The organism is Corallococcus sp. CA049B, assembly GCF_003611685.1.
Taxonomy (GTDB): Bacteria; Myxococcota; Myxococcia; order Myxococcales; family Myxococcaceae; genus Corallococcus; species Corallococcus coralloides.
In genome coordinates, this window is sequence record NZ_RAWC01000048.1 from 1 (window position 1) to 21624 (window position 21624).

General features: G+C 70.1%; 18 protein-coding genes. 15 read left to right on the plus strand and 3 right to left on the minus strand.

The genetic code is table 11. From position 1 onward, the window contains the following. Positions 1-545 (plus strand): SGNH/GDSL hydrolase family protein (locus tag D7W82_RS13630; RefSeq protein WP_147439324.1); only part of this gene is annotated, 545 nt, incomplete at its 5' end. Between the two features lie 47 nt (positions 546-592). Here the strand turns inward: D7W82_RS13630 and D7W82_RS13635 are convergent. Next, the gene (locus tag D7W82_RS13635; RefSeq protein WP_120618767.1) at positions 593-2518 is read right to left on the minus strand and encodes a diguanylate cyclase; all 1926 of its coding nucleotides are present in this window, start codon (positions 2516-2518) and stop codon (positions 593-595) included. Positions 2519-2734: 216 nt separating this feature from the next. On the opposite strand from D7W82_RS13635, the gene pgeF reads away from it, so the two are divergent. The 8 genes from pgeF to D7W82_RS13675 all read left to right on the plus strand — a co-directional run bounded on the left by pgeF (position 2735) and on the right by D7W82_RS13675 (position 11633). Then, entirely contained in the window at positions 2735-3493 is a 759-nt protein-coding gene (pgeF, locus tag D7W82_RS13640; protein WP_120618768.1) for a peptidoglycan editing factor PgeF, read from the plus strand. 82 nt (positions 3494-3575) lie between these two features. Then, positions 3576-4451 (plus strand): tol-pal system YbgF family protein, encoded by an 876-nt coding sequence (locus D7W82_RS13645; protein ID WP_120618769.1) that lies wholly within the window; start codon positions 3576-3578, stop codon positions 4449-4451. Between the two features lie 26 nt (positions 4452-4477). Beyond that, positions 4478-5692, plus strand: a complete 1215-nt coding sequence (locus tag D7W82_RS13650) for a LysM peptidoglycan-binding domain-containing protein (protein ID WP_120618770.1) — start codon at positions 4478-4480, stop codon at positions 5690-5692. 141 nt (positions 5693-5833) lie between these two features. Then, positions 5834-6964: a DNA-processing protein DprA gene (locus tag D7W82_RS13655; protein WP_120618771.1), complete on the plus strand. Its 1131-nt coding sequence runs from the start codon at positions 5834-5836 to the stop codon at positions 6962-6964. A gap of 23 nt (positions 6965-6987) precedes the next feature. Next, on the plus strand, positions 6988-9582 hold the full coding sequence (gene topA, locus D7W82_RS13660) for a type I DNA topoisomerase (RefSeq protein ID WP_120618772.1): 2595 nt from the start codon (positions 6988-6990) through the stop codon (positions 9580-9582). Positions 9583-9745: 163 nt separating this feature from the next. Beyond that, positions 9746-10501, plus strand: a complete 756-nt coding sequence (locus tag D7W82_RS13665) for a MotA/TolQ/ExbB proton channel family protein (protein WP_120618773.1) — start codon at positions 9746-9748, stop codon at positions 10499-10501. Positions 10502-10527: 26 nt separating this feature from the next. Then, on the plus strand, positions 10528-11052 hold the full coding sequence (locus tag D7W82_RS13670) for a biopolymer transporter ExbD (RefSeq protein WP_120618774.1): 525 nt from the start codon (positions 10528-10530) through the stop codon (positions 11050-11052). Positions 11053-11054: 2 nt separating this feature from the next. Continuing rightward, positions 11055-11633 carry a biopolymer transporter ExbD gene (locus D7W82_RS13675; protein ID WP_120618775.1) on the plus strand — a complete coding sequence of 193 codons (579 nt, stop codon included), beginning with the start codon at positions 11055-11057 and terminating at the stop codon, positions 11631-11633. Between the two features lie 62 nt (positions 11634-11695). Here the strand turns inward: D7W82_RS13675 and D7W82_RS13680 are convergent, their stop codons facing one another. Beyond that, complete coding sequence (locus D7W82_RS13680; protein WP_120618776.1) at positions 11696-12088, minus strand: TraR/DksA C4-type zinc finger protein; 393 nt, start codon at positions 12086-12088, stop codon at positions 11696-11698. Positions 12089-12316: 228 nt separating this feature from the next. Between D7W82_RS13680 and trmFO the strand changes: the two genes are divergently transcribed. From trmFO to D7W82_RS13695, 3 genes are all read left to right on the plus strand, one after another. Then, the gene (gene trmFO / locus D7W82_RS13685; protein ID WP_120618777.1) at positions 12317-13681 is read left to right on the plus strand and encodes a methylenetetrahydrofolate--tRNA-(uracil(54)-C(5))-methyltransferase (FADH(2)-oxidizing) TrmFO; all 1365 of its coding nucleotides are present in this window, start codon (positions 12317-12319) and stop codon (positions 13679-13681) included. Beyond that, complete coding sequence (locus D7W82_RS13690) at positions 13678-15297, plus strand: PD40 domain-containing protein (protein WP_120618778.1); 1620 nt, start codon at positions 13678-13680, stop codon at positions 15295-15297. The genes trmFO and D7W82_RS13690 overlap by 4 nt, the downstream gene beginning before the upstream one ends. 103 nt (positions 15298-15400) lie before the next feature. After that, the gene (locus D7W82_RS13695) at positions 15401-17674 is read left to right on the plus strand and encodes a kinesin (protein WP_120618779.1); all 2274 of its coding nucleotides are present in this window, start codon (positions 15401-15403) and stop codon (positions 17672-17674) included. A gap of 84 nt (positions 17675-17758) precedes the next feature. On the opposite strand, the gene D7W82_RS13700 is transcribed toward D7W82_RS13695, so the two are convergent. Further along, positions 17759-19021 carry a hypothetical protein gene (locus tag D7W82_RS13700; protein WP_147439325.1) on the minus strand — a complete coding sequence of 421 codons (1263 nt, stop codon included), beginning with the start codon at positions 19019-19021 and terminating at the stop codon, positions 17759-17761. Positions 19022-19181: 160 nt separating this feature from the next. Between D7W82_RS13700 and D7W82_RS13705 the strand changes: the two genes are divergently transcribed. The 3 genes from D7W82_RS13705 to hslU all read left to right on the plus strand — a co-directional run bounded on the left by D7W82_RS13705 (position 19182) and on the right by hslU (position 21583). Continuing rightward, a complete protein-coding gene (locus D7W82_RS13705) occupies positions 19182-19571 on the plus strand; it encodes a DUF1801 domain-containing protein (RefSeq protein ID WP_233587518.1) in 390 nt (129 codons plus the stop codon). Between the two features lie 74 nt (positions 19572-19645). Further along, positions 19646-20173, plus strand: a complete 528-nt coding sequence (gene hslV / locus D7W82_RS13710) for an ATP-dependent protease subunit HslV (RefSeq protein ID WP_120565992.1) — start codon at positions 19646-19648, stop codon at positions 20171-20173. A gap of 12 nt (positions 20174-20185) precedes the next feature. Beyond that, a complete protein-coding gene (gene hslU, locus D7W82_RS13715; RefSeq protein ID WP_120618781.1) occupies positions 20186-21583 on the plus strand; it encodes an ATP-dependent protease ATPase subunit HslU in 1398 nt (465 codons plus the stop codon). The last annotated feature ends 41 nt before the right edge of the window (positions 21584-21624 follow it).

Below are 21624 nucleotides of genomic sequence, written 5' to 3' on the forward strand. Positions count from 1 at the left end.
GGGCGTCGCAGGGCGGGGGCTATCCCGACCGGCTCGCCTCCCGCCTCCGGAAGGACGGCCTCCCCGTGGGCCATACCAACCTGGGGCAGAGCGGTGCGCGCGTGCGCGACATCGTCAACACCGCCCTCAAGCGCGTCATCGCGTTGCAGCCCACGCTCATCACCCTGGGCGTGGGCACCAACGACCTCTGGCGCGGCACCGAGGTGGCGGAGTTCCAGGACGACCTGGACCGCATCGCCCGGCGGCTGAAGCAGACGGGCGCGTCCATGGTGGTGGTGAACCTGGCGGACCTGGCGCTCGCGCCGGTGGCGAAGATGGTGCCCAGCGCGCTGTACGAGGGGCGCATCGAGCCGTTCAACGACGCCATCGCCTCCGTGGCCCGCTCACACGGACTGCACCTGGTGGACCTCTTCACCGCCAGCCGGGAGATGATCCCCCGGCGCCCGGACTTCTTCTGCTCGGATGGCTTCCACCCGTCCGCGGAGGGCTACGAGGAGTGGGCGGACCTGATGCTCCCCGTGGTCCGCACGCTCGTGCGGCGGTAGGCCCCGGCCTTGGAGGCGCGGGGCAGGGCGCCTTCGCCGCCCCGCGCTCAGGCCTTCGCGATGCCGGAGGGCGCGGGCGGCGTGGAGGGCGCGTCCGCGGGCGGCGCGCTGATGCTGCGCTCGCGGCCGGGGTGCACCTCCATGCCGGGCTCGAACGCCGTCACGCGGTTGCGGCCCGTCCGCTTGCTGCAATAGAGCGCCGAGTCCGCGCAGTCCACCAGCGTGTCCTGCGCCGTCGCGTCCGTGGGGAAGTGCGAGACGCCGATGGACACCGTGACGTGGCCCCCGGGCAGCCCCGGACGGCTGAGCGTGACGGAGTCCGCCACCGCGCGGCGCAGCGTCTCCGCCACCTCCACCGCCGTGGCCTTGGACACCTGCGGCAGCAGCAGCACGAACTCCTCGCCGCCGTAGCGCCCCAGCGTGTCCACCTTGCGCGCGCGGGTGCGGAGCACGTCGGAGACCCGGCGCAGCGTCTCGTCCCCGGCGCGGTGTCCGGCCAGGTCGTTGAGCCGCTTGAAGTGGTCCACGTCCACCATCAGCAGCGCCATGGGCACGCCGAAGCGCTGGGCCCGCGCCAGCTCCAGGTCCAGCCGCTGGAAGAGGTGGCGGCGGTTGGGCACGCCCGTGAGCGCGTCCGTCAGCGTGAGCTTCACCGTCTCCGCGTGCAGGCGCGCGTTCGTCACCGCCGTCGCGGCCTGATCCGCCACCGCGGTGAAGAGCTCGATCTCCTCCGCGGAGATGCTCGCCGTCTCCGGGCGCTGGAAGTTGATGACGCCCAGGAGCGTGTCCGCGTGCACCATGGGCACCGCCAGCAGCGCCCCCTGCTCCGAGCCGCCGCGCAGCCCGCGCCGCGCGAAGACGCTGGTGCTGTCCGTCAGGTCCGGCAGGTACACCGCCTTGCGCGCCTGGGCGGCCCGGCCGCACGCGCCCTCGCCCATGGAGAAGGTGTGGCCCTCCAGGCCCCGGCCCCGCGGCCACGCGTGCTTCACCTCCAGCAGGCCCTCCTCGTTGAGGAGCATGATGGAGAAGTCGGGGATGTGCAGCCGCTCCACCACCATGCGGGTGATGCGCGACAGGAGCTCGTCCAGCTCCAGCGTGGTGTTGAGCGAGCGGGCCACGTCGAACAGCAGCGACAGCTCCGTCAGGCGCTCCTCCAACTCGTCCTTCAGCGCCAGCTTCTCCTTCACCAGCTGAAGGTCGCGGTGCGTGTCGATCTCCTCCACCTTCATGGAGGTGAGCCGCGCGAGCATCTGGTTGAAGGCCGCGCCCAGCCGCGAAATCTCGTCCGTGCCCCGGGCCTCCGCGCGCACCAGCAGGTCGCCGTCCGCCGCGCGGCCCATGGCCTCGCTCAGCCGCTTGAGCGGCGCGGTGAGCACGAAGCGCAGGGACAGCCAGGTGACGAGCCCCAGGATGCCCACGAAGAGCACCATCGCGCCCAGCGCGTCCTGGAACACCGTCTGGAGCTGGCGGGTCAGCGCGGGCTCGCCCATGCGCACCTGCAGGACGCCCATGCGCTGCGCGGCCTCTCCGGTGTGACAGCCGGAGCACTCCGGGCCGCCCAGGGGCCGCACCACCTCCGTGCCGTGGTCGCTGGAGCGCGCCGTCTCCGGCCCCGTCGCGGACAGCCGCGCGGCCTCCGGGTGCGGGTGGCCCTGCTCGGCCGGCCGCCGGCTCCAGCGGATGCGCCCCTCCGGCGTCAGGACGCGCAGGTCCTCCACGGAGCGGAACAGCCGCGTGTCCGACGACAGCACCTCCGCCACCGCCCCATGGGGAGCCGCGCCCGGCGCCTGCGGCAGCGTGAAGGTGGAGGCGACGGCCTCCGCCAGCGCGAGCGCCTCCAGGTGCGTGCCTTCGCGCACGGCCTGACGGGCCTCGCGTGAGAAGTGCCCCACGCCCAGGAGCGCCACCACCAACCCGGGCAGCGCGATGCTCCACAAGAGCTTCCTGCCAATCGTCTCGGAACCGAGGGCCATGTGCGGGGCGCAGTGTGCTTCGTGCATTCGCGTTCTGTCCGCGAGTGACGGAGTGTTGAAAATTGTCAGGGGCATGACACGCCCTGTCAAACGTACCAGTGTCGAAATATTGAAATGGGGGTGTGGGTCCCCGGCGGTTTCCTGGTTTCACGGGATGTACCCGTGACACGGTGGACGCACTCCCGAAAACCGGGCCCGGTGATAGGAAATCCGCCCATGACCCTGCCCGTGTTCCTCACCTCCGTGCTGCTGCCGGTGCCCCATGGCTTCGCCACGCGCGCGGGAGGGGTGTCCGAAGGGCCCTACGCGTCGCTGAACCTGGGCTTCTCCGTGAACGACGAGCGCCCCCGGGTGGAGGAGAACCACCGCCGGCTGGCCCGGGCCGCGGGCGCGCGGCTGGGCGCGCTCTGCCGGGTGTCGCAGGTGCACGGCGACAGGGTGCTGGAGGTGCGCGGCGAAGCCGACGACGTGCTGCGCCCGACGCTGGGCGAAGCGGACGCGCTGTGGACGGAAGGGGAGGGCAGCTGGGTGGCGGTGGGCACCGCGGACTGCGTGCCGGTGCTTCTGGTGGATCCGCGCGCCCGGCGCGTGGCGGCGGTGCACTCCGGGTGGAAGGGCACGGACCTGGAGATCAGCGCCCGCACGGTGGAGGCGCTGGTGGCGCGGGGCAGCCGGCCGGAGGACCTGCTGGCGGCGGTGGGCCCCTGCATCCAGGCGTGCTGCTACGAGGTGTCCCCGGAGCTGGGCGACCGCTTCCGCGCGCGCTTCGGCCCGGACGTCGTCCGCGCGGGGGACAAGCCGCACCTGGACCTGCCACGCGCAGTGAAGGCGTCCCTGCTGAAGGCGGGCCTGAAGCCGGAGCACCTGGACGTGCTACAGGCCTGTACGGCGTGTGATCCGGACCGGTTCTTCTCCCACCGCCGGGACGCGGGGCGCACCGGGCGGCACCTCAACTACGTGCTGCACCGCTTCTAGCGGAGGCCCGCCGGGGTCGTTTTCTTGACGGTCTCCGACCGGCCTTCCTATCCTCGACCTGGAATTCCCTCCGTCCAGGCTCGTGCCGGTGCGTCCCTTCCTCTTCCGCCTGTTTGCCGCCGTCGCGCTGTCCGCGCCGACCGCCTGCGCCACCACCGCTGCTTCGCAGACGGAAGTGGGCCGGCTGGAGGCGGAGGTGCGCACGCTGCGCGCGTCCCAGGCGTCGCTGCTGGAGCGCCTGGAGCGGCTGGAGAACCGCGACGCCGTCTCACGCGCCCGCGCCGCCGCCCCGGCCCCCGCCGCGGCGTCCCCGAAGGCCACCGCGAGCGCGAAGCCGGAGGCCGCCTCGCCCGAAGGCGGCGAGGCGCTGGGGCTGGCGCCGGCGGAGCTGACGGTGGTCCGGCTCAAGCCGAAGAAGGAACCCGCGCCGCGCATCAACACGGCGGTGGCGGTGGTGGAGCCGGACGCGGACCAGATGGAGATGTTCATCTCCCCGGTGGAGGGCTCGTCCGGGACCGGGTCGGTGGGCTCCATCAGCGCCTCGACGGCCGCTCGCATGGAGCCGCCGGAGAAGGACCCGGACATCCTCGACGCCGAATACGAGCGCGCGGTGGCCATGCTGCGCACCGGCAACGTGGAAGGCGGCGTGGAGACGCTCACGCGCTTCGCGGCGGAGAACCCGCGCCACCCCCGCGCCGACAACGCCCTGTACTTCAGCGGCCTGGGCCAGATGGGGCTCAAGGACGCGGCCGGCGCGGCCAAGACGTTCGAGAAGCTCATCAAGAACTACCCCGCTGGGGATGCCGTCCAGGACGGCATGCTCAGGCTCGCGGAGTGCCGGGTGCGGCTGAACCAGGCCGTGGATGCCCGAGCCCTCTATACCCGCGTCGTCACCCAGTTCCCGGGGACGGCCGCCGCCACGCAGGCGGAGCAGCGGCTCGCCGCGCTCTCGCCGTAAGCTTTTTTGTGAAAGGACGTCGTCCGATGCGCTCCCGGATCCTCGCCTCCCTGCTCGTGCCCCTCACCGTCGCGCCGGCATGGACGGCTTTCGCCCAGGACGCCCAGGAGGAGGAACCCCAGCCGGCCTCCGAGACGGAAGGGCAGGACATCTCCGACGACGTGGAGCAGCGCCCCACCTCCGTCACGCTGCCCCCCGGCGCCCCGCAGGGCCGTGAGAGCGCGCCCGGTCAGGTGCACACCGTGGAGACGGGCGACACGCTGTGGGACCTGTCCCAGCGCTACCTGGGCAGCCCCTGGTACTGGCCCAAGGTCTGGTCCTACAACCCGCAGATCGCCAACCCGCACTGGATCTACCCGGGCAACAACGTGAAGTTCTTCGCGGGGGGCGAAGAGGTGCCCGCGCGCGTGGAAGGCGGGGACCTGCCCTCCGACGACGTGGCGGCGCCCACGGACGTGAGCGGCGGCAGCCTGGTGTCGGTGGTCGGGAAGATCGGCTTCGACCCGTCCAAGTCCAGCCCGGTGACGACCAAGGGCTTCGTGACGACGCGCGAACTGGACGAAGCGGGCCGCATCGAGGGCTCGACCTCCGAGGCGCTGATGCTCTCCGCTCCGGAGAAGGTCTACCTGCGCTTCAAGAAGCGCGGCGCCGCCAAGATTGGCGACCGCTACGTCATCTTCCACACCGTGGAAGAGGTGAAGCACCCGGTGACGAACGCGCGCACGGGCTACCTCACGGAGCTGCTGGGCACGGTGCAGGTCGTCGCCATCAACAACGACGTGGTCACCGCGCGCATCATGGAGACGTGGGACCCCATCTCCCGCGGCGACCTGGTGGGCCCCTCCAGCGAGAAGCTGTCGGAGCGCATCGCCCCCAAGCCCAACAGCAAGGAGATCCCCGGCTTCGTGCTCACGCCGATGACGCCGGGCCAGACGCTCCTGGGCGAGCACAACTTCGTCGTCGTGGACCGCGGCACCGCGGACGGCGTGCAGGTGGGCAACACCTTCACCATCGAGCGCCGGGGCGACCCCAGCCTGGATGTGCTCGGCCGCAGCGACTACAAGATGGGCGACGCGGGCAAGGGCCAGAAGACCTACCCCTGGGAGGCCGTGGCCCAGTGCATGGTCACCGAAGTGCGTGAGCGCACCTCCAACTGCCTGATGACCCGCTCCATGGTGGAGGTCTCCGCGGGCGACCGCGCCACCATGCGCAAGGACGGAACGCCCACCGCCAGCCGCTGAACGAAGGCGGCGATCGGCAGGAATGCTGCATTCCGGCCCGCCCGGGAAGGGCGGGTCGCTTGACCCTCGAAGAACCGGTGTTATGTGTCACGCCCCTCCCGGGACCACCTCTATATAGGTGGGAAACAGGCGGGGGACGGCATGGCGGACACGAACACGGATACGCACCTACACTGGGACGAGCAGCGCGCCACCCTGGCGCTCTGGGCCATTGCGGGCCTGGGGCCCCGGACGTTGGACGCGGTGCGCGCGTTCGCCGGAGGGGCGCTGTCCCGGCTCGCGTCCGTGCCCGTGCGGGACTGGGTGGCGGATGTCCCGGTGCCCGCGACCGTCCGCCAGCGGCTGGCCGCCGTCGCATCGCTGGACGCCCTGGCGTCCCGGACGGAGGAGGCCTGTGCCGGGACGGGCCTCCAGGTGGCCTTCGCGGGCTCGCCGGCGTACCCCGCCCGGCTGGTGGGGCTGGAGGACGCGCCCCCGCTGCTGTTCCACCTGGGAAACCCGGGACCTCCCCGGCGCAGGCTGGCGATGGTGGGCAGCCGCCATCCGGACCAGGGCTTCCTGCCGTTCGCGCGCACGTTCGCCCGGAAGGTGGCGGAGGCCGGGGTGGGGGGGGTGTCGGGCGCGGCGGAGGGCGTGGACCGGGCCTGCCACTGGGGCGCGCTGGATGTGGGCGCGGAGACGTGGGCCTTCCTGGGCTCCGCGCTGGACGCGTTGGACCCCGCCCAGGCCCGGCTGCTGCCCCACTTCCTGGAGCGGGGAGGGGTGTACTTCAGCGAGCTGCCGCCCGGGGTCCGGGCGAGCACGACGACCTTCCCCCGGCGCAACCGGCTCATCGCTGGCGCGTCGGACGCGGTGCTGGTGATGCGGGCGGGTGAGGGCTCCGGGGCCCTGTACACGGCGGATGCGGCGCAGGCGCAGGGCCGGCCGGTGTTCGCCCTGCCAGGGGACGTCTGGCAGCCGGCCGCGGCGGGCTGCAACGCCCTGCTGGCGGACGGGCGGGCCCGGGCCTGCACGTCCGCGGAAGCGATTTGCGCGGTCGTGGGCGTTCATCCGGTCCGTGCGGTGCCCGCGGGGCGGGACAGCGGGTGGTGGGAGGCGTTGTCGGCGGAAGCGCGCGGGGCCTATGGGCTGTTGGACCGGGCTCCCCGTTCGTTCGACGAGGTGCTCGCCGCAAGCCCGCTGTCTCCCGCGGCGCTCACGAGCGCCCTGGTGGAGTTGGAATTGTCGGGGCTGGTGGTCCAGCACCCGGGTAAACGGTACGAGAAGGTCTAGAGGCAGTTCGAGGTAGGAGAGCCATGGCCACGCGGAAGAAGACACAGGCGGCGCAGACGGAGGCGGCGGCGGAGGAGACGCCCAAGAAGGCGGCTGCGAAGAAGCCGGCGGCCAAGAAGGCCGCCAAGAAGAAGACGGCTGCGAAGAAGGTCACCGCCAAGAAGAAGACGGCGGCCCGCCGCCGTGGCGCGGAAGCCGACGAGCTCCCCACCGTGGCCGCGGACGCGGACGCCGAAGAGGAAGTGCCCGAGCGCCGTGGCAAGGGCCCGCACTACCTGGTGGTGGTGGAGTCGCCCGCCAAGGCGAAGACCATCAAGAAGTACCTGGGCTCCGGCTACACGGTGAAGGCCTCCGTGGGGCACGTGAAGGACCTGCCCAAGAGCAAGATCGGCGTCGACGTGGAGGACGACTTCAAGCCCGAGTACACGGTCATCAAGGGCAAGGAGAAGGTCCTCAACGAGCTGAAGAAGATGGCCAAGACGGTGGACCGCGTCTTCCTGGCGACGGACCCCGACCGCGAGGGCGAGGCCATCGCCTGGCACATCAAGGAGGAGCTGGGCCACCCGGACTCGCTCCGGGTGACGTTCAACGAGATCACCAAGCGCGCCGTGCAGGAGGCCATCGCGCAGCCGCGTGAGCTCAACCAGGACAACTACGACTCGCAGCAGACCCGCCGCATCCTCGACCGGCTCGTCGGCTATCAAATCTCGCCGCTGCTCTGGAAGAAGATCCGCCGCGGCCTGTCCGCCGGCCGCGTGCAGTCCGTCGCGGTGCGCCTGATCGTCGAGCGCGAGGCGGAGATCAAGGCCTTCCAGCCGGAAGAGTACTGGACGCTGGACGCGCTGGTGCAGGGCCCGCAGGGGCCGCCGCCCTTCAAGGCGAAGCTGTCCCGCGTGGACGGCAAGAAGGTGGAACTCAAGGACCGCGCCACCACGGACGGGCTCGTCGCGGAGCTGAAGGATGCCCCCTTCACCGTGACGAAGGTGGACCGCAAGGAGCGCCGCCGCAACGCGCCCGCGCCCTTCATCACCTCCAAGCTCCAGCAGGAGGCGGCGAACCGGCTGCACTTCACCGCCAAGAAGACGATGACGCTGGCGCAGAAGCTGTACGAAGGCGTGCCGCTGGGTGAAGAGGGCCAGACGGCGCTCATCACGTACATGCGTACGGACTCCACGCGTCTGTCCGACGACGCCGTGACGCAGGTGCGCGAGTTCATCGGGCAGAAGTACGGCGCGGACTACCTGCCGCCGGAGCCCATGGTCTACAAGAGCCGCAAGAGCGCCCAGGACGCGCACGAGGCCATCCGGCCCACGTCCCTGGAGTACCCGCCCGAGCGCGTGCGTCCCTTCTTCGACGCCATGGACGAGCTGGACATGTTCCGGCTCTACGAGCTCATCTGGAACCGCTTCGTCGCGTGCCAGATGAAGCCCGCCGTCTATGATCAGACGGCCGCGGACATCACCGCGGGCCGCGCCACCTTCCGCGCGTCCGGCAGCACGCTGAAGTTCCCCGGCTACCTGGGCGTCTACGGCGCCGGCCTCACGCCGGAGGAGGAGGCCGCGGCGGAGAAGGCCAAGGCCGCGGGTGAAGAGGCCGCCGAGGACGCGGTGGGCGAATTGCCCCCGCTCAACGAGGGCGAGGTCCTCACGCTGGACAAGCTGCTCAACGAGCAGCACTTCACCCAGCCCCCTCCGCGCTTCAGCGAGGCCACGCTGGTGAAGGAGCTGGAGGAGCGCGGCATCGGGCGTCCGTCCACGTACGCGGCCATCCTCTCCAACATCCAGGACAAGAAGTACGTGGAGAAGCTGGAGAGCCGCTTCCGCCCCACCGACCTGGGGCAGATGACCAACGAGCTCCTGGTGAAGCACTTCCCCCATGAGCTGGACGTGTCGTTCACGGCCAGCATGGAGGAGAAGCTGGACCAGATCTCCGACGGCGGCGCGTCCTGGAAGACGGTGCTGCGCGACTTCTACGGCCCCTTCAAGGAGACCCTGGAGAAGGCCGAAGCGGAGATGCGCGACGTCAAGCGCGAGGAGATCAAGACCGACATCGCCTGCGAGAAGTGCGGCAACCCGTTCGTCATCAAGTTCGGGAAGATGGGCCACTTCCTCGCCTGCTCGAACTACCCCGACTGCAAGAACACCAAGGACTTCAAGCGGGACGCGGAAGGGAAGATCGTCATCGTGGAGGAGGAGACCACGGACGAGAAGTGCGAGAAGTGCGGCAAGCCCATGGTGATCAAGCGCGGCCGGTTCGGGCGCTTCATGGCGTGCTCGGGCTACCCGGACTGCAAGACGTCCAAGCCCATCTCCATTGGCGTCAACTGCCCGGAGTGCAAGGTGGGCTACCTCACCGAGCGCCGCAGCGGCCGCGGGAAGATCTTCTTCGGCTGCAACCGGTATCCGGAGTGCAAGTTCGCCGCGTGGGACCGGCCGCTGGCGGAAGCCTGCCCGCAGTGCGCGTCGCCCTACCTGCTGCAGAAGTTCTCCAAGCGGGACGGCGCCTACATCGCCTGCCCGAACAAGGAATGCGACTACCGCCGCGAGGTGGTGGAGCCAGCCATTCCGGGGGCTTCCGCGGAAGCCGCGCCTGCTCCCACGCCCAGCGTGGAAGCCTGAGCGCAAAAGCCCAATCATTCCAGGGGGGTAGGCTCTGCCCCCTGGCTTGACACCTTCGCGCACGAAGTCCTAGAAGTCGGGATTGCTCCCGGCCCGCCAGCATGCCTCCTGCCCGTTTCGCGGCAGGGGTGCGCGCGGGGGGCAGCGAAAGGACGCGGTCGCGATGATTCCCTCTGTCAGTGAGTTGCTGCGTGTGGTGGTGGCCGAGGCCGCCCCCGCGGCAGCGGGCCATGCTTCTTCTGGAGGCCTGGGGGACTTCATCGTCGGCGCGTTCAAGGCCGGCGGCCCGTTCATGTTCGTGAACCTGTTCTGGCTGGCCGCCTCGCTGGCGGTGATTGGTGAGCGCGCGGTGACGCTGCTCTTCCGCTACCGCCTCAACGCGGCGGCGTTCATCGAGCAGGTCCACAAGATGGTCCGCAGCGGCAACCTGGACCGCGCGGTGAAGTTCTGCGGCATGGCGCCGCGCTCGCCCCTGGCCCGCGTCATCCGCGCGGGGCTGATCAACGCGAACCGGGGTGAGCTGGAGGTGGCCAAGGCGGTGGAGGAGGCGATGGCGGAGTACACGCCGCACGTCTCGCGCCGGGTGCAGTGGCTGTGGTCGCTCGCGAACATCGCGACACTGGTGGGCCTGGTGGGCACCATCGTGGGCCTCATCGGCACCTTCCGCGCGCTGGGCAACGTGCCGGCGGAGCAGAAGCAGGCGCTGCTCTCCAACGGCATCTCGGAGGCCATGTACAACACGGGCTTCGGCCTCTCCATCGCGGTGCTCTGCATCGTGGCGCACCTGTTCTTCAGCAACTACGCCAAGAACATGGTGGAGCTGGTGGAGCTCAACGCGCTGAAGCTGGAGAACCTCCTGTCGCGCCGGGGCTCGCTGGAAGTCGTCCCCTCGGACTCCGACGTCCGCGCCGCGTCTTAAAGCCGCCGCAAGGGCACGGACACGCCATGGCGTTCCACTATTCGCGCCGGAAGCTGAAGCCGAGGGAAGAGGAGGAGGCGGGCGAGCTGAACATCGTCCCGTACCTCGACATCCTCATGAACCTCATCATCTTCATGCTGCTCTCCATCACGGGGCTCACCGCCTTTGGCGCGCTCAACGTGAACGCGCCCAGCTACGGCGCCGCCGCGGGGGCGGGTGGGGACGCGGACGCGCCCAAGCTGAACCTGTCCGTGCTCATCTCCCAGAAGGGCCTCATCGTCCGGGGCGACAGCGCGGAGATCCCCGTCACGGAGGGCGGGGCGCCCACGCTGCCCCTGCGCCCGGACGGCACGCAGGACTTCGCCGCGCTGAACGCGCAGATGGTGAAGCTCAAGGCCGCCTTCCCGCAGGAGACGAAGGTCATCGTCGCGGCGGATCCGGACATCCCCTACGAGGCGCTGATCCAGACGATGGACGCCCTGCGTGAGACGACGGGCACCGTCGCCGAGCGCAAGCTGCTCTTCCCCGACGTCACCCTGGGCGTCCTCTAGCCATGTCCGAACCCGCGACCCTGTCCGCCGAGGAAGCCGACCAGCTCGCGCGCATGCGCTACCGCCGGGCGCTCGCGCGCAAGAAGCGCAAGGAGCGCGAGGCCGCCAGTGAAGTGAAGGAGCTCAACATCACCGCGATGATGGACATGATGACCATCATCCTGGTGTTCCTCCTGAAGTCCTTCGCGTCGTCCTCCGCGGCCATCACCGCGTCCGAAGACGTGCGGCCGCCGGTGTCCTCCGCGCGCGCCTCGCCCAAGGACACGGTGGCCATCACCATCACCCCCAAGAACATCCTGGTGGGGGACAAAGAGGTGGTGCGGCTGGAGAACGGCCACATCCCGAAGGCTCAGCTCCAGGGGGAGCGCCTGGTGCTCGGGCTGGACGCGCAGCTGAAGAAGGAAGTGGCGAAGCTCAAGTACATCGAAGAGCGCAACCCGGCGGCGCCCTTCACGCATGAGCTGTCGGTCATCGCGGACAAGATGGTCCCGTATGATCTGCTGCTCACGGTGCTCTACACGGCGGGCGTGAACGAGCTGCAGAACTACCGCTTCATCGTGCTCCAGCGCGACGCGGAGTAGCCGCCGGATGCACGACTCCCCCGCGCGGGATGGACGCACGGGGGAGCGCCTGGACGGCTTCGCTAGAGGGACAGGCTGCCCACGTGGCGCGCGGCCTCCCGCGTCTCCTGCTCGTGGATGGCGGCGTCCTCTTCACAGCGGATGGCGAAGGGCATGGCCTCCAGCCGGTCCAGCGAGATTTCGTTGCCGCAGTCCACGCACTCACCGAACACGTCGTTTTCCATGCGCGCCAACGCGGCGTCGATGAGCATGATCTCCCGGCGCTGCGCTTCAATCAGCGTGGAGAGCGTGTAGTCCGCCAGCTCCGCTTGCGCCTGCTCCTCGTACTCGGGGTCGCGCTCCTGATCCTTCAGGGCGGCCAGCTCACGGCGGGCGCCCGCCTGGGCGGTCTCGGTCGTCCTGCGACGCTCCTGCAACAGGCCCCGGATCTTCAACAAGTCGTCGGCTCGGCTCATGGCTGCGTCACTCCCATCCCAGATTCGCGGTTGTAGGGCGCTCGCTCGGACGCTTCCCGTCCCGAGCGAAGACCGCGAGAAACCTAGGGTTGGATCCCAGGTGGGGAAACCTCACCTCCCGTTCCGCACGAATGGTGGGACGCAGGGCAGGCGGGCGGACGTGAAAGGGCGGGGTGTCTCTGCTAACAGGGCCCTTTGGGGCCCCGGTGCGGGGGCCCGGAGGCATGCATGTCGGACGTGAAGCAGCAGCGGGTGACGGTGATTGGCGGCGGCCTGGCGGGGACGGAGTGCGCGTACCAGCTGGCGCGGCGTGGCGTGCCGGTGGTGCTGCGGGAGATGAAGCCGCACAAGCGCTCCCCGGCGCACAAGTCGGACACGCTCGCGGAGCTGGTGTGCAGCAACTCGCTGCGCTCGGACAACCCGGAGAGCGCCATTGGCCTCCTGCACGCGGAGCTGCGCGCGCTGGGGTCGCTGGTGCTGTCCAGCGCGGACCTGCACCGCGTGCCCGCGGGCGACGCGCTGGCGGTGGAGCGCGAGGGCTTCTCGCGCGAAATCACCACCCGGCTGGTGTCCGGCGCGGGCGTGGAGATGGTCGGCGGTGAGGTGGAGCGGCTGCCGGAGGACGGCGTGGTGGTGGTGGCCACGGGGCCGCTGACGTCGGAGGCGCTCACGGCGGACCTGGAGCGCCACGTGGGCACGAAGCTCTACTTCTACGACTCCATCGCGCCCATCCTGTCCGGTGACTCCATCGACATGGACATCGCGTTCCGCCAGAGCCGCTACGGCAAGGGCGGCGGGGATGACTACCTCAACCTCCCCATGACGAAGGACGAGTACTACCGCTTCGTGAACGAGGTGAAGGCGGGCCAGAAGGTGGTGCCGCACAGCTTCGAGGAACCGAAGTACTTCGAAGGGTGTCTGCCCATCGAGGTGATGGCCGAGCGCGGCGACGACACGCTGGCCTACGGGCCCATGAAGCCCGTGGGGCTGAAGGACCCGCGCACGGGGCAGGATCCGTACGCGGTGGTGCAGCTGCGCATGGAGGACCGGGCGGGCACGGCGTGGAACATGGTGGGCTTCCAGACGCGTCTGACCTGGGGTGAACAGAAGCGCATCTTCAGCACGTGCATCCCGGGCCTCCAGAATGCGGAGTTCCTGCGGATGGGGCAGATCCACCGCAACACGTTCATCGACTCGCCCCGCCTGCTGGCGGAGGACCTGTCGTTGAAGACGGAGCGGCGGGTGTTCTTCGCGGGACAGGTGACGGGCGTGGAGGGCTACGTGGAGAGCGCGGCGTGCGGCTACCTGGTGGCGCTGGCGGTGCACGCGCGGCTGACGGGCGGTGCGTTCGTGCCGCCCCCGGCCACGACGGCGCTGGGGTCGCTGTACCGGCACCTGACCGGGGAAGCGCACCCGCCGGACCACCCGCACCAGCCCACCAACGTCATCTACGGCCTGTTCCCGCCGCTGTCCGGGCGGATGAAGAAGGCGGACAAGCGCGCGGCCTACTCGGCGCGGGCGAAGCAGGACCTGGCGGCCTGGCTGCCACACGCGGGCGTTGTCGCCCAGACGGAAGGACAGACGAGCGCATGATGCGAACCGGGATGGTGGGCCTGGTGGCCCTGCTGGCGGTGTCGGGATGCAAGAAGGGCGAGGAGAACGCCGCGCCCTCCCAGCGCAGCGCCGCGCAGGGGGACACGGTCCGCAGCGCGGCGAAGGGCACCGCCGTGGTGGGCGGGCAGGGGCAGCTGCTCGCGGCGGGGCGCGCGGCGGACCTGCGCCTGTCACCGGACGGGCAGTTCGCCACGTTCCTGCTCAACGGGCAGAAGCCCCGGCTGGACGGCATTCCGCCGCAGATGCTGGTGGGCTCACTGCACGTCGTGCCGACGGCGGGCGGGAAGTCGCGCGCGCTGGGCGACGGCGTGACGAACGTGCCGGGCAGCCTGCTGTTCTCCCAGGACTCGAAGCACCTGTTGTACGTGACGGGCTACAACCCGGCCTCGCAGTCCGGCGAGTTGAACGTGCTGCCGCTCACGGACGCGGGCGCGGAGCCGGTGAAGCTGGGCACGGCGGTGAGCTACCTGTTGCCGTCCCCGGACGGCGTGCACGTGGCGTTCGTGGACGCGGGCACGCTGAAGCTGGGCAAGCTGCCGCAGGGGCCGTTCCAGGACGTGGCGGGCGAGGTGAGCACCGCGCAGTTCACCCCGGACGGCAAGACGCTGCTCTTCAAGCGCCGGCTGTCGGCCGCGGGCGGACTGGCGGCGGTGACGGTGGGCGCCACGGAGGCGCCGCGCAAGCTGGCGGATCAGGTGGGCGACTACCAGGTGTCCTCCGACGGCAAGCACGTGGCCTACCAGGTGCGCAGCGAGGCCGTGCGCGGGATGTATGACCTGTACCTGGCGGACCTGCCCGCGCTGAAGGGCACGAAGCTGGCCACGGGCTCGAAGAACTTCAGCTTCTCTCCGGATGGCCAGTGGCTGGCGCGCACGGAGAACGGCAAGCCGGAGCAGCTGGGCGACCTGTACGTGGGCCCGGCGTCCGGAGGCGCGGGGCGCAAGGTGGGCGAGGCGGTGGAGGAGCTGGCGTTCGCGCCGGACTCCAAGGCGGTGGCCTACCTGGAGAAGTATGATCAGCCGTCGCGCGCGGGCGCCCTGGGCGTGGCGGCGCTGCCGGACGGCGCGCCCAAGCGCGTGGGGGACCGGGTGCCCAACTTCGTGTGGGGCTCGGACAGCCGCTACGTGGCGTTCCTGTCGCGCTTCGTGAAGCCGGTGTTCTCCGTGGACCTGATGCTGTACGCGCTGGGCCAGGAGAAGGCGGAGAAGGTGCAGCCGGGCGTGTTCGGCTACGGCTTCGCGCCGAACAACAGCGCGGTGGTGTTCCGCACCAACTGCATCCGCAACGGCCGCGCGTGCGACTTCAAGGCCGTGGCGCTGAACGAGAAGCCGGCCGAGGCGAAGACGTGGCTGCAGGGCATCTTCAGCTACAAGATCTCCGAGGACGGAGCGCGCGTGCTCGCGACGTACGCGCGCATGGACTCGGACACCTACGACGTGGCCATCTACGACGTGAAGTCCGGGGCGCGGAAGACGCTCGACCAGGGCGTGCAGGTGCCCGTGTACTTCGCGGGCAAGGATGACGCGCGGGCCGTCTACATCATCGGCCAGGGGCAGAACCCCGGCGTGTACAGCGCCGTCGCCACCGCGCAGTAGCGGGTGACCCAGGGAAGGGAGGCCGCCCGGGCCTTCCTTCCCGGGCGCGGCGTGATGTTGAGGCGTGCACACCCGGACGGGGTGTGCTGTCTTCGCGCGCCGAATGGCACAGCTCGTCTATCGCCGCTACGGCGGCTCGCTCCAGGTCGACATCCCCGATTTCAACACCCTCACCGAAGCGGTGAGGATTCCCGCGACGCAGTGGATGGCGCTCGCGTGCCCCTTGGAGGGCATCGCGTGTGATCCGCGCTTCCTCACGCTGATGGACGCGGACGGCAACGGCCGCATCCGGGTGGAGGAGCTGCGCGCGGCGGTGGACTGGACGGCGGCGCGGCTCCAGGACCGCAAGGGCGCGGACGCCGGCAGCGACGTGCTGGAGCTCTCCGCGCTGTCCGATACGGCGTCCAACCTCAAGGGCGCGGCGGAGCTGGTGCTGCGCACGCTCAACGCGCCGGACACCACGAAGTTGTCGCTGGAGCAGCTGCGCACCAGCGACAAGGCGCTGCGCGACGCGGGCAAGAACGGCGACGGCCTCATCGCGCCGGCGTCGCTGCCGGAGCGGCTGCGGCCCCTGGCCCAGTCCATCATCGCGGCCTTCCCGCAGGTGACGAACCGCGCGGGACTGGCGGGCGTGGACGTGGGCCTGGTGAAGCGCTTCCGGGAGGAGCGCACGGCCCTGCTCGCGCACCTGGGCGGCAGGGACTCCGTGTTCACCTGGGGCACGGCGAGCCTGGAGCAGGCGAAGCGCGTGCACGACGTGGCGCCGCTTCTGGACGGCTACTTCGTGCAGTGCCGGCTGGTGGCCGCGCAGCCGGAGGCCGCCGCCAGCCTGCGCCTGCGCGCGGACCGGGTGGAGGGCGCGCTGGGCGATTTGGGCGCCATGGGGAAGGCCGCGAACGAGCTGCCCATCGCGCCGCCGGATCCGTCCGGCGTGCTGGTGTGGGCGCGGCTGTACCGCGGCGCGGGCTACGAGAAGCTGGAGGCCTTCCACCAGGAGGTGGCGGCGCCGCTGCTGGGTGACGGCGTGAAGCTGACGGACACGGCCTGGCGCGAGCTGTCCGCGAAGGCGGAAGGCATCCTCGCCTGGCAGGCGAAGCGCGACTCGAGCCCGCTGCACGCGGTGGCGGACACGCTGGCTGCCGTATCGGACGAGGAGCTGGACGCGCTGGAGGCGGTGAGCCGCGAGGACCTGTCGCTCAAGCCCACGCTGGACGTCATCGCGGAGCTGGAGCGGCTGGTGCTGTACCAGCGCTGGCTGCTGCAGTTCGCCAACAACTTCATCAGCATGCCCAACCTGTACCTGCCCAAGCGGCGGGCGCTGATGGAGCGGGGCACGCTCATCCTCGCGGGGCGCAAGTACACGCTGTCCGTGCTGGTGACGGACCGCGCGGCGCACGCGGCGCTGACGGGGCAGGGGACCACCTGCATCCTCTACGTGAAGGTGCTGCCTCGCGACGCGACGGACGGCTACGAGGTGGCGGTGCCCGTCACCTCCGGCCGCAGCACGGAGCTCATCGTGGGCAAGCGCGGCGTGTTCTACGACGTGGACGGCAAGGAGAGCGACGCCATCGTCACGCAGGTCATCCGGCAGCCCGTGTCGCTCTGGGAGTCGATGACCATGCCGTTCATGCGCATTGGCGCGTTCATCACCAGCAAGGTGGAGGGGCTGGCCGCGTCCGGGGAGAAGGACTTCGATGCGTCGCTGGAGTCCGGCTACAAGCAGACGGTGACCGCGCCTCCGCCCCCGGCTCCGGCGGCCGCCGCGGCGCCCGCTGCGGCTCCGGCGGGGGGCGGCATCGCCGGGGTGCTCGCGGCGGGCGGCATCGCGTTCGCGGCGCTGGGCTCCTCGCTGGCGTTCATCCTCACGCAGGTGAAGTCACTCACGCTGGTGGACGTCATCACCGCGGCGACCATCCTGGCCATCGTGGTGATGGCGCCCGCGGGACTGCTCGGGTGGCTGAAGCTGCGCCGGCGCAACCTCGCGCTGCTGTTGGAGGGCTCCGGCTGGGCGCTCAACGACCGGCTGATGCTCACGCGCGGCGTGGCGACGCTCATCACCCGCAAGCCCAAGCTGCCTGCCAACGCGCGCGTGGACCACGTGGACCTGGTGCGCGGGGCGCTGCGCCACACGCAGGGCGACGACGAGGCCGAGAGCATGTCGCTGGGGGCCCGCCTGGGGCTCACGCTGCTCGTCCTCTTCGTGCTGGGCTGGCAGGTGCGAGTGCCCGTCACGGAGTGGCTGTGCACGTACCACTGGCTGTCCGACGACGCCTGCCGCGTGCTGTTGCCCAAGCTGGTGCCCTCCGAACTGCCCGGCGCGCCCGCTCCCTCGGGGACCGCGCCGGCCGCCGCGCCCGCTCCGGCGCCCGCGAAGTAGGGCGGGGCTCGCGGCGCGACGCGGACCTCGCGAGGCACGGGGAGGCCTCCATGCTTCCCCGTGCATGTCAGGTGCGCCCGCGCGCTACTGCCCGTCCGCTTCGCCCGCGCCGCCGAGGATGTCCTCGATCCGCACGGTCCGGATCTGCGCGAGGGCGCGCTCCCGCTCCTCGCGCACCATGTCTTCAATCTTCCGGGTGCGCATGAAGTTGAACATGCGCAGGGCCCGCGCGGTGCGCGCCCGGTAGCGCGCCGAGTTCGTCAGCTCGAGCATCCGCTCGACCCTCGCGAGCCCGGTCCTGGCCTTGGCCAGCAGCTGCTTTCCCTCCTCGACGGACTTCTCCCTCTGGTCCTTGCTGGCGGGGAAGAAGTAGTCGCTCCACGAGGTGAGCATGCCCGGCTGGAGGTTCGCGAGCCCCTGCTCCGTGTTCTGGATGGCTTCACGGAGGTCGTTGCGCATGATGTCGAGGATGGTGATGTCGTCCCGGACGATGTCGAGCTCCATGTCCCGGAACAACAGCTCGTCGTCGATGAAGCCGGCCAGCTCCTCGAGATGGTCGGTGTCGTGCTCACCGGCCTCCGCGTCGTGGATCTCGTTGTCGAGGAACTTCTTCATCCGGGCCAGGTCGCGCTTCGACAGCTTGTCCAGGTTGTCCCCCGTCTTGACGCTGGTCAGGAGGTAGTGGACGACGAAGAGCCGCTCCAGGTCGCCCCCGAGGATCTGCAGCCGGTTCTTGAAGTCCTCGGCGAGCAGGGTCGAATCCGCGTGCAGGATGGCGCTGCGCTCCTGCGCCTCCCTGGACTGGAACAGGCTGCTCACCTTGGCGCCGAAGGTCTCCCGCTCCTGCACCTGCGACTGGTAGGTCTTCACCTTGGCCCGGAGGGTGTCCAGGTAGTCCTTGGGCGCGGGCGACATCGCGGCGTTGTGCAGGATCAGCTCGCGCTGGATGAGGGCGAGCTTCTCCTCCTTCGTCGGTTCGAACCCCCGGCGGGCCAGGGGCACGGAGCGGTTGTCCGCCTTCGTCGCGCGCTCGAGCTGGATCAGCGTCCTTGCGTCGAGCGCGGTGAGCGATGCCCGGAAGGCGTTGAGCAACATCAGGTGGCGCCGGCCGTGCAGCTCCTGGAGGCTGATGTTCTGCGCGCGCGCCTCGATGATGTCCCGGGTCACCGCGCTGCGGGGCACGAACCCCTCCGGGACGCCGTGCTTCAGCGGCTTGGGCTTCTTGCGCTTCGCCAGCTCGGCGAGCGCCGCGTCGAGCACCTCCTCCGTGACCATCCGCCCCGCCAGATGGATGCCCTGGAGCATGTTCGTCAGCTCCTCGTAGCCGTACTCGAGGACCTTCTTCATGATCCATCGCATCGGCAGCAGCTGAATGATTTCCAGGAGGAGCATCCAACGACGCTAGGATTGAGCGCCGAAGCGCGTCAACGGACGCCACGCATCGTGTCGGCCCCAGCGGCCACACCCATGACAGGTTGGAAGTCACTCCACGAAGAGGGGACAGGCCGTGGCGAACCGGGGCGACGAAGTCGAGCAGTTCATGGCGCAGCTCGAGCACCCGCTGAAGGCGGAGATCCAAGCCGTGCGCGCGGCCATCCTCGCCTCCGACGACACCATCACCGAGCGGATCAAATGGAAGGCCCCCAGCTTCGTCCACGCGGGTGATGACCGCGTGACGTTCCGCCTGGCCCCCAAGGGCATCTTCCAGGTCATCCTCCACCGGGGCGCGAAGGTGAAGGACGCGAAGGGCTTCGCCTTCGAGGACGACTCCGGGCTGGTGGAGTGGCTGGCGAAGGACCGGGGCGTGGTGACGCTGCCGGACGCGAAGACGGTGAAAGCCAAGAAGGCAGCCCTGGTGAAGCTGGTGGGCCGCTGGATGAAGGCGACCGCGACCTGAGCGCAGGGTGAGGGAGCGGACAGCCGCGCGGTTTTTGTGGGTCGCGGCCGGGTGGTCTTGTTAAACCCCCAGTCATGTTCCACGGAACCACCATCCTCTGCGTCCGCCGCGACGGGAAGGTCGTCATCGCGGGCGACGGCCAGGTCAGCCTCGACAAGACCATCATGAAGAACACGGCGCGCAAGGTGCGCAAGCTGGGCGAGGGGCAGGTGCTCGCCGGCTTCGCGGGCAGCACCGCGGACGCCTTCACCCTCTTCGAGCGCTTCGAGGCCAAGCTCAAGGAGCACCAGAAGAACCTGGCCCGCGCCTGCGTGGAGCTGGGCAAGGACTGGCGCACCGACCGCTTCCTCCGCCGCCTGGAGGCGCTGCTCATCGTCGCGGACAAGGAGAAGACCTTCATCCTGTCCGGCGCGGGTGACGTCATCGAACCGGACCACGGCATCGCCGCCGTGGGCAGCGGGGGCCACTTCGCCCTGGCCGCCGCGCGCGCCCTCCAGGCGCACTCGAACCTGTCCGCCCGCGACATCTGCACGCAGGCCATGGCCATCGCCGCGGACATCTGCGTCTACACCAACGCCAACGTCTCCTACGAAGAGCTCTGAGAGGACCGCCCCGTGGCCGAATCGCGCAAGTTGTCCGCCTTCACGCCTCGCGAGGTCGTCAGCGAGCTGGACCGTTACATCGTCGGGCAGAACGACGCCAAGCGCGCCGTCGCCATCGCGCTGCGCAACCGGTGGCGCCGCCAGCAGGTGCCGGACGACCTGCGGGATGAGATCTACCCGAAGAACATCATCATGATCGGCCCCACCGGCGTGGGGAAGACGGAGATCGCCCGCCGCCTGGCGAAGCTGTCCCAGGCCCCCTTCGTCAAGGTGGAGGCCAGCAAGTTCACCGAGGTGGGCTACGTGGGCCGCGACGTCGAGTCGATGATCCGCGACCTCGTGGAAGCCGCCATCGCCCTGGTCCGCGAGGAGGAGACGGAGAAGGTCAAGCCGCGCGCGGAGGAGCTGGCCGAGGACCGGCTGATGGAGCTCATCAAGAACGGCGGCCAGACGCGCACCACGTCCTCTCCGCCGTTCGGCTTCTCGCCTCCGCCCACCCCCGCGCCCTCGCCGCTGGGGGAGAGCGAGCGGGAGAAGCTGCGCGCCCAGCTGCGCGCCGGCACGCTGGATGATCAGACCGTGGAGGTGGAGACCAGCGAGAGCTCCCCCACGTTCATGCGCAACTTCAGCGGCCAGGGCATGGAGGAGATCGGCGTCAACCTCCAGGACCTGTTCAAGAACATGCCGGGAATGAAGAACACCCGGAAGCGCAAGCTGCGCGTGCCGGAGGCGCTCCAGGTGCTGCGCGCGGAAGAGGCGCAGAAGCTGGTGGATCCGGACCGCGTCCAGCGCGAGGCCGTGGCGCGCGCCGAGTCCAGCGGCATCGTCTTCATCGACGAAATCGACAAGATCGCCAGCCGCGAGGGCGGCAAGGGCGGCGGGGGCCCGGACGTCTCGCGCGAGGGCGTGCAGCGCGACATCCTGCCCATCGTGGAGGGCTCGGCCGTCAACACGAAGTACGGTCAGGTGAAGACGGACCACATGCTCTTCATCGCCGCGGGCGCCTTCCACGTCTCCAAGCCGGCGGACCTCATCCCGGAGCTCCAGGGCCGCTTCCCCATCCGCGTGGAATTGGAGCCGCTGTCCGGCGAGGACCTGGTGCGCATCCTCCGCGAGCCCAAGAACTCGCTCATGCGCCAGTACACCGCGCTGCTAGGCACCGAAGGCGTGCGCCTCTCCTTCACGGACGACGCGGTGGCGGAAATCGCCCGCATCGCCCAGCAGGCCAACGAGCGCACGCAGAACATCGGCGCCCGGCGGCTGCACACCGTGCTGGAGCGCCTGCTGGACGAGGTGTCGTTCACGGCCAGCGAGATGGGCCCGCGCGACTTCCAGGTGGACGCTGGCTATGTGCGCGAGCGCCTGGGCGCCATCGTCCAGGACGAGGACTTGTCGCGCTACATCCTCTAGCGCGCTAGGGTCCGCGCGTCGTCCCACCGCGTCATCAGGCA

Excerpts from the sequence above, each read along its gene's own strand:
- D7W82_RS13635 (WP_120618767.1), bottom strand. The coding sequence starts at position 2,518 with ATGGCCCTCGGTTCCGAGACGATTGGCAGGAAGCTCTTGTGGAGCATC.
- pgeF (WP_120618768.1), top strand. The coding sequence starts at position 2,735 with ATGACCCTGCCCGTGTTCCTCACCTCCGTGCTGCTGCCGGTGCCCCAT.
- D7W82_RS13650 (WP_120618770.1), top strand. The coding sequence starts at position 4,478 with ATGCGCTCCCGGATCCTCGCCTCCCTGCTCGTGCCCCTCACCGTCGCG.
- D7W82_RS13655 (WP_120618771.1), top strand. The coding sequence starts at position 5,834 with ATGGCGGACACGAACACGGATACGCACCTACACTGGGACGAGCAGCGC.
- topA (WP_120618772.1), top strand. The coding sequence starts at position 6,988 with ATGGCCACGCGGAAGAAGACACAGGCGGCGCAGACGGAGGCGGCGGCG.
- D7W82_RS13665 (WP_120618773.1), top strand. The coding sequence starts at position 9,746 with ATGATTCCCTCTGTCAGTGAGTTGCTGCGTGTGGTGGTGGCCGAGGCC.
- D7W82_RS13670 (WP_120618774.1), top strand. The coding sequence starts at position 10,528 with ATGGCGTTCCACTATTCGCGCCGGAAGCTGAAGCCGAGGGAAGAGGAG.
- D7W82_RS13675 (WP_120618775.1), top strand. The coding sequence starts at position 11,055 with ATGTCCGAACCCGCGACCCTGTCCGCCGAGGAAGCCGACCAGCTCGCG.
- D7W82_RS13680 (WP_120618776.1), bottom strand. The coding sequence starts at position 12,088 with ATGAGCCGAGCCGACGACTTGTTGAAGATCCGGGGCCTGTTGCAGGAG.
- trmFO (WP_120618777.1), top strand. The coding sequence starts at position 12,317 with ATGTCGGACGTGAAGCAGCAGCGGGTGACGGTGATTGGCGGCGGCCTG.
- D7W82_RS13690 (WP_120618778.1), top strand. The coding sequence starts at position 13,678 with ATGATGCGAACCGGGATGGTGGGCCTGGTGGCCCTGCTGGCGGTGTCG.
- D7W82_RS13695 (WP_120618779.1), top strand. The coding sequence starts at position 15,401 with ATGGCACAGCTCGTCTATCGCCGCTACGGCGGCTCGCTCCAGGTCGAC.
- D7W82_RS13700 (WP_147439325.1), bottom strand. The coding sequence starts at position 19,021 with ATGAAGAAGGTCCTCGAGTACGGCTACGAGGAGCTGACGAACATGCTC.
- hslV (WP_120565992.1), top strand. The coding sequence starts at position 19,646 with ATGTTCCACGGAACCACCATCCTCTGCGTCCGCCGCGACGGGAAGGTC.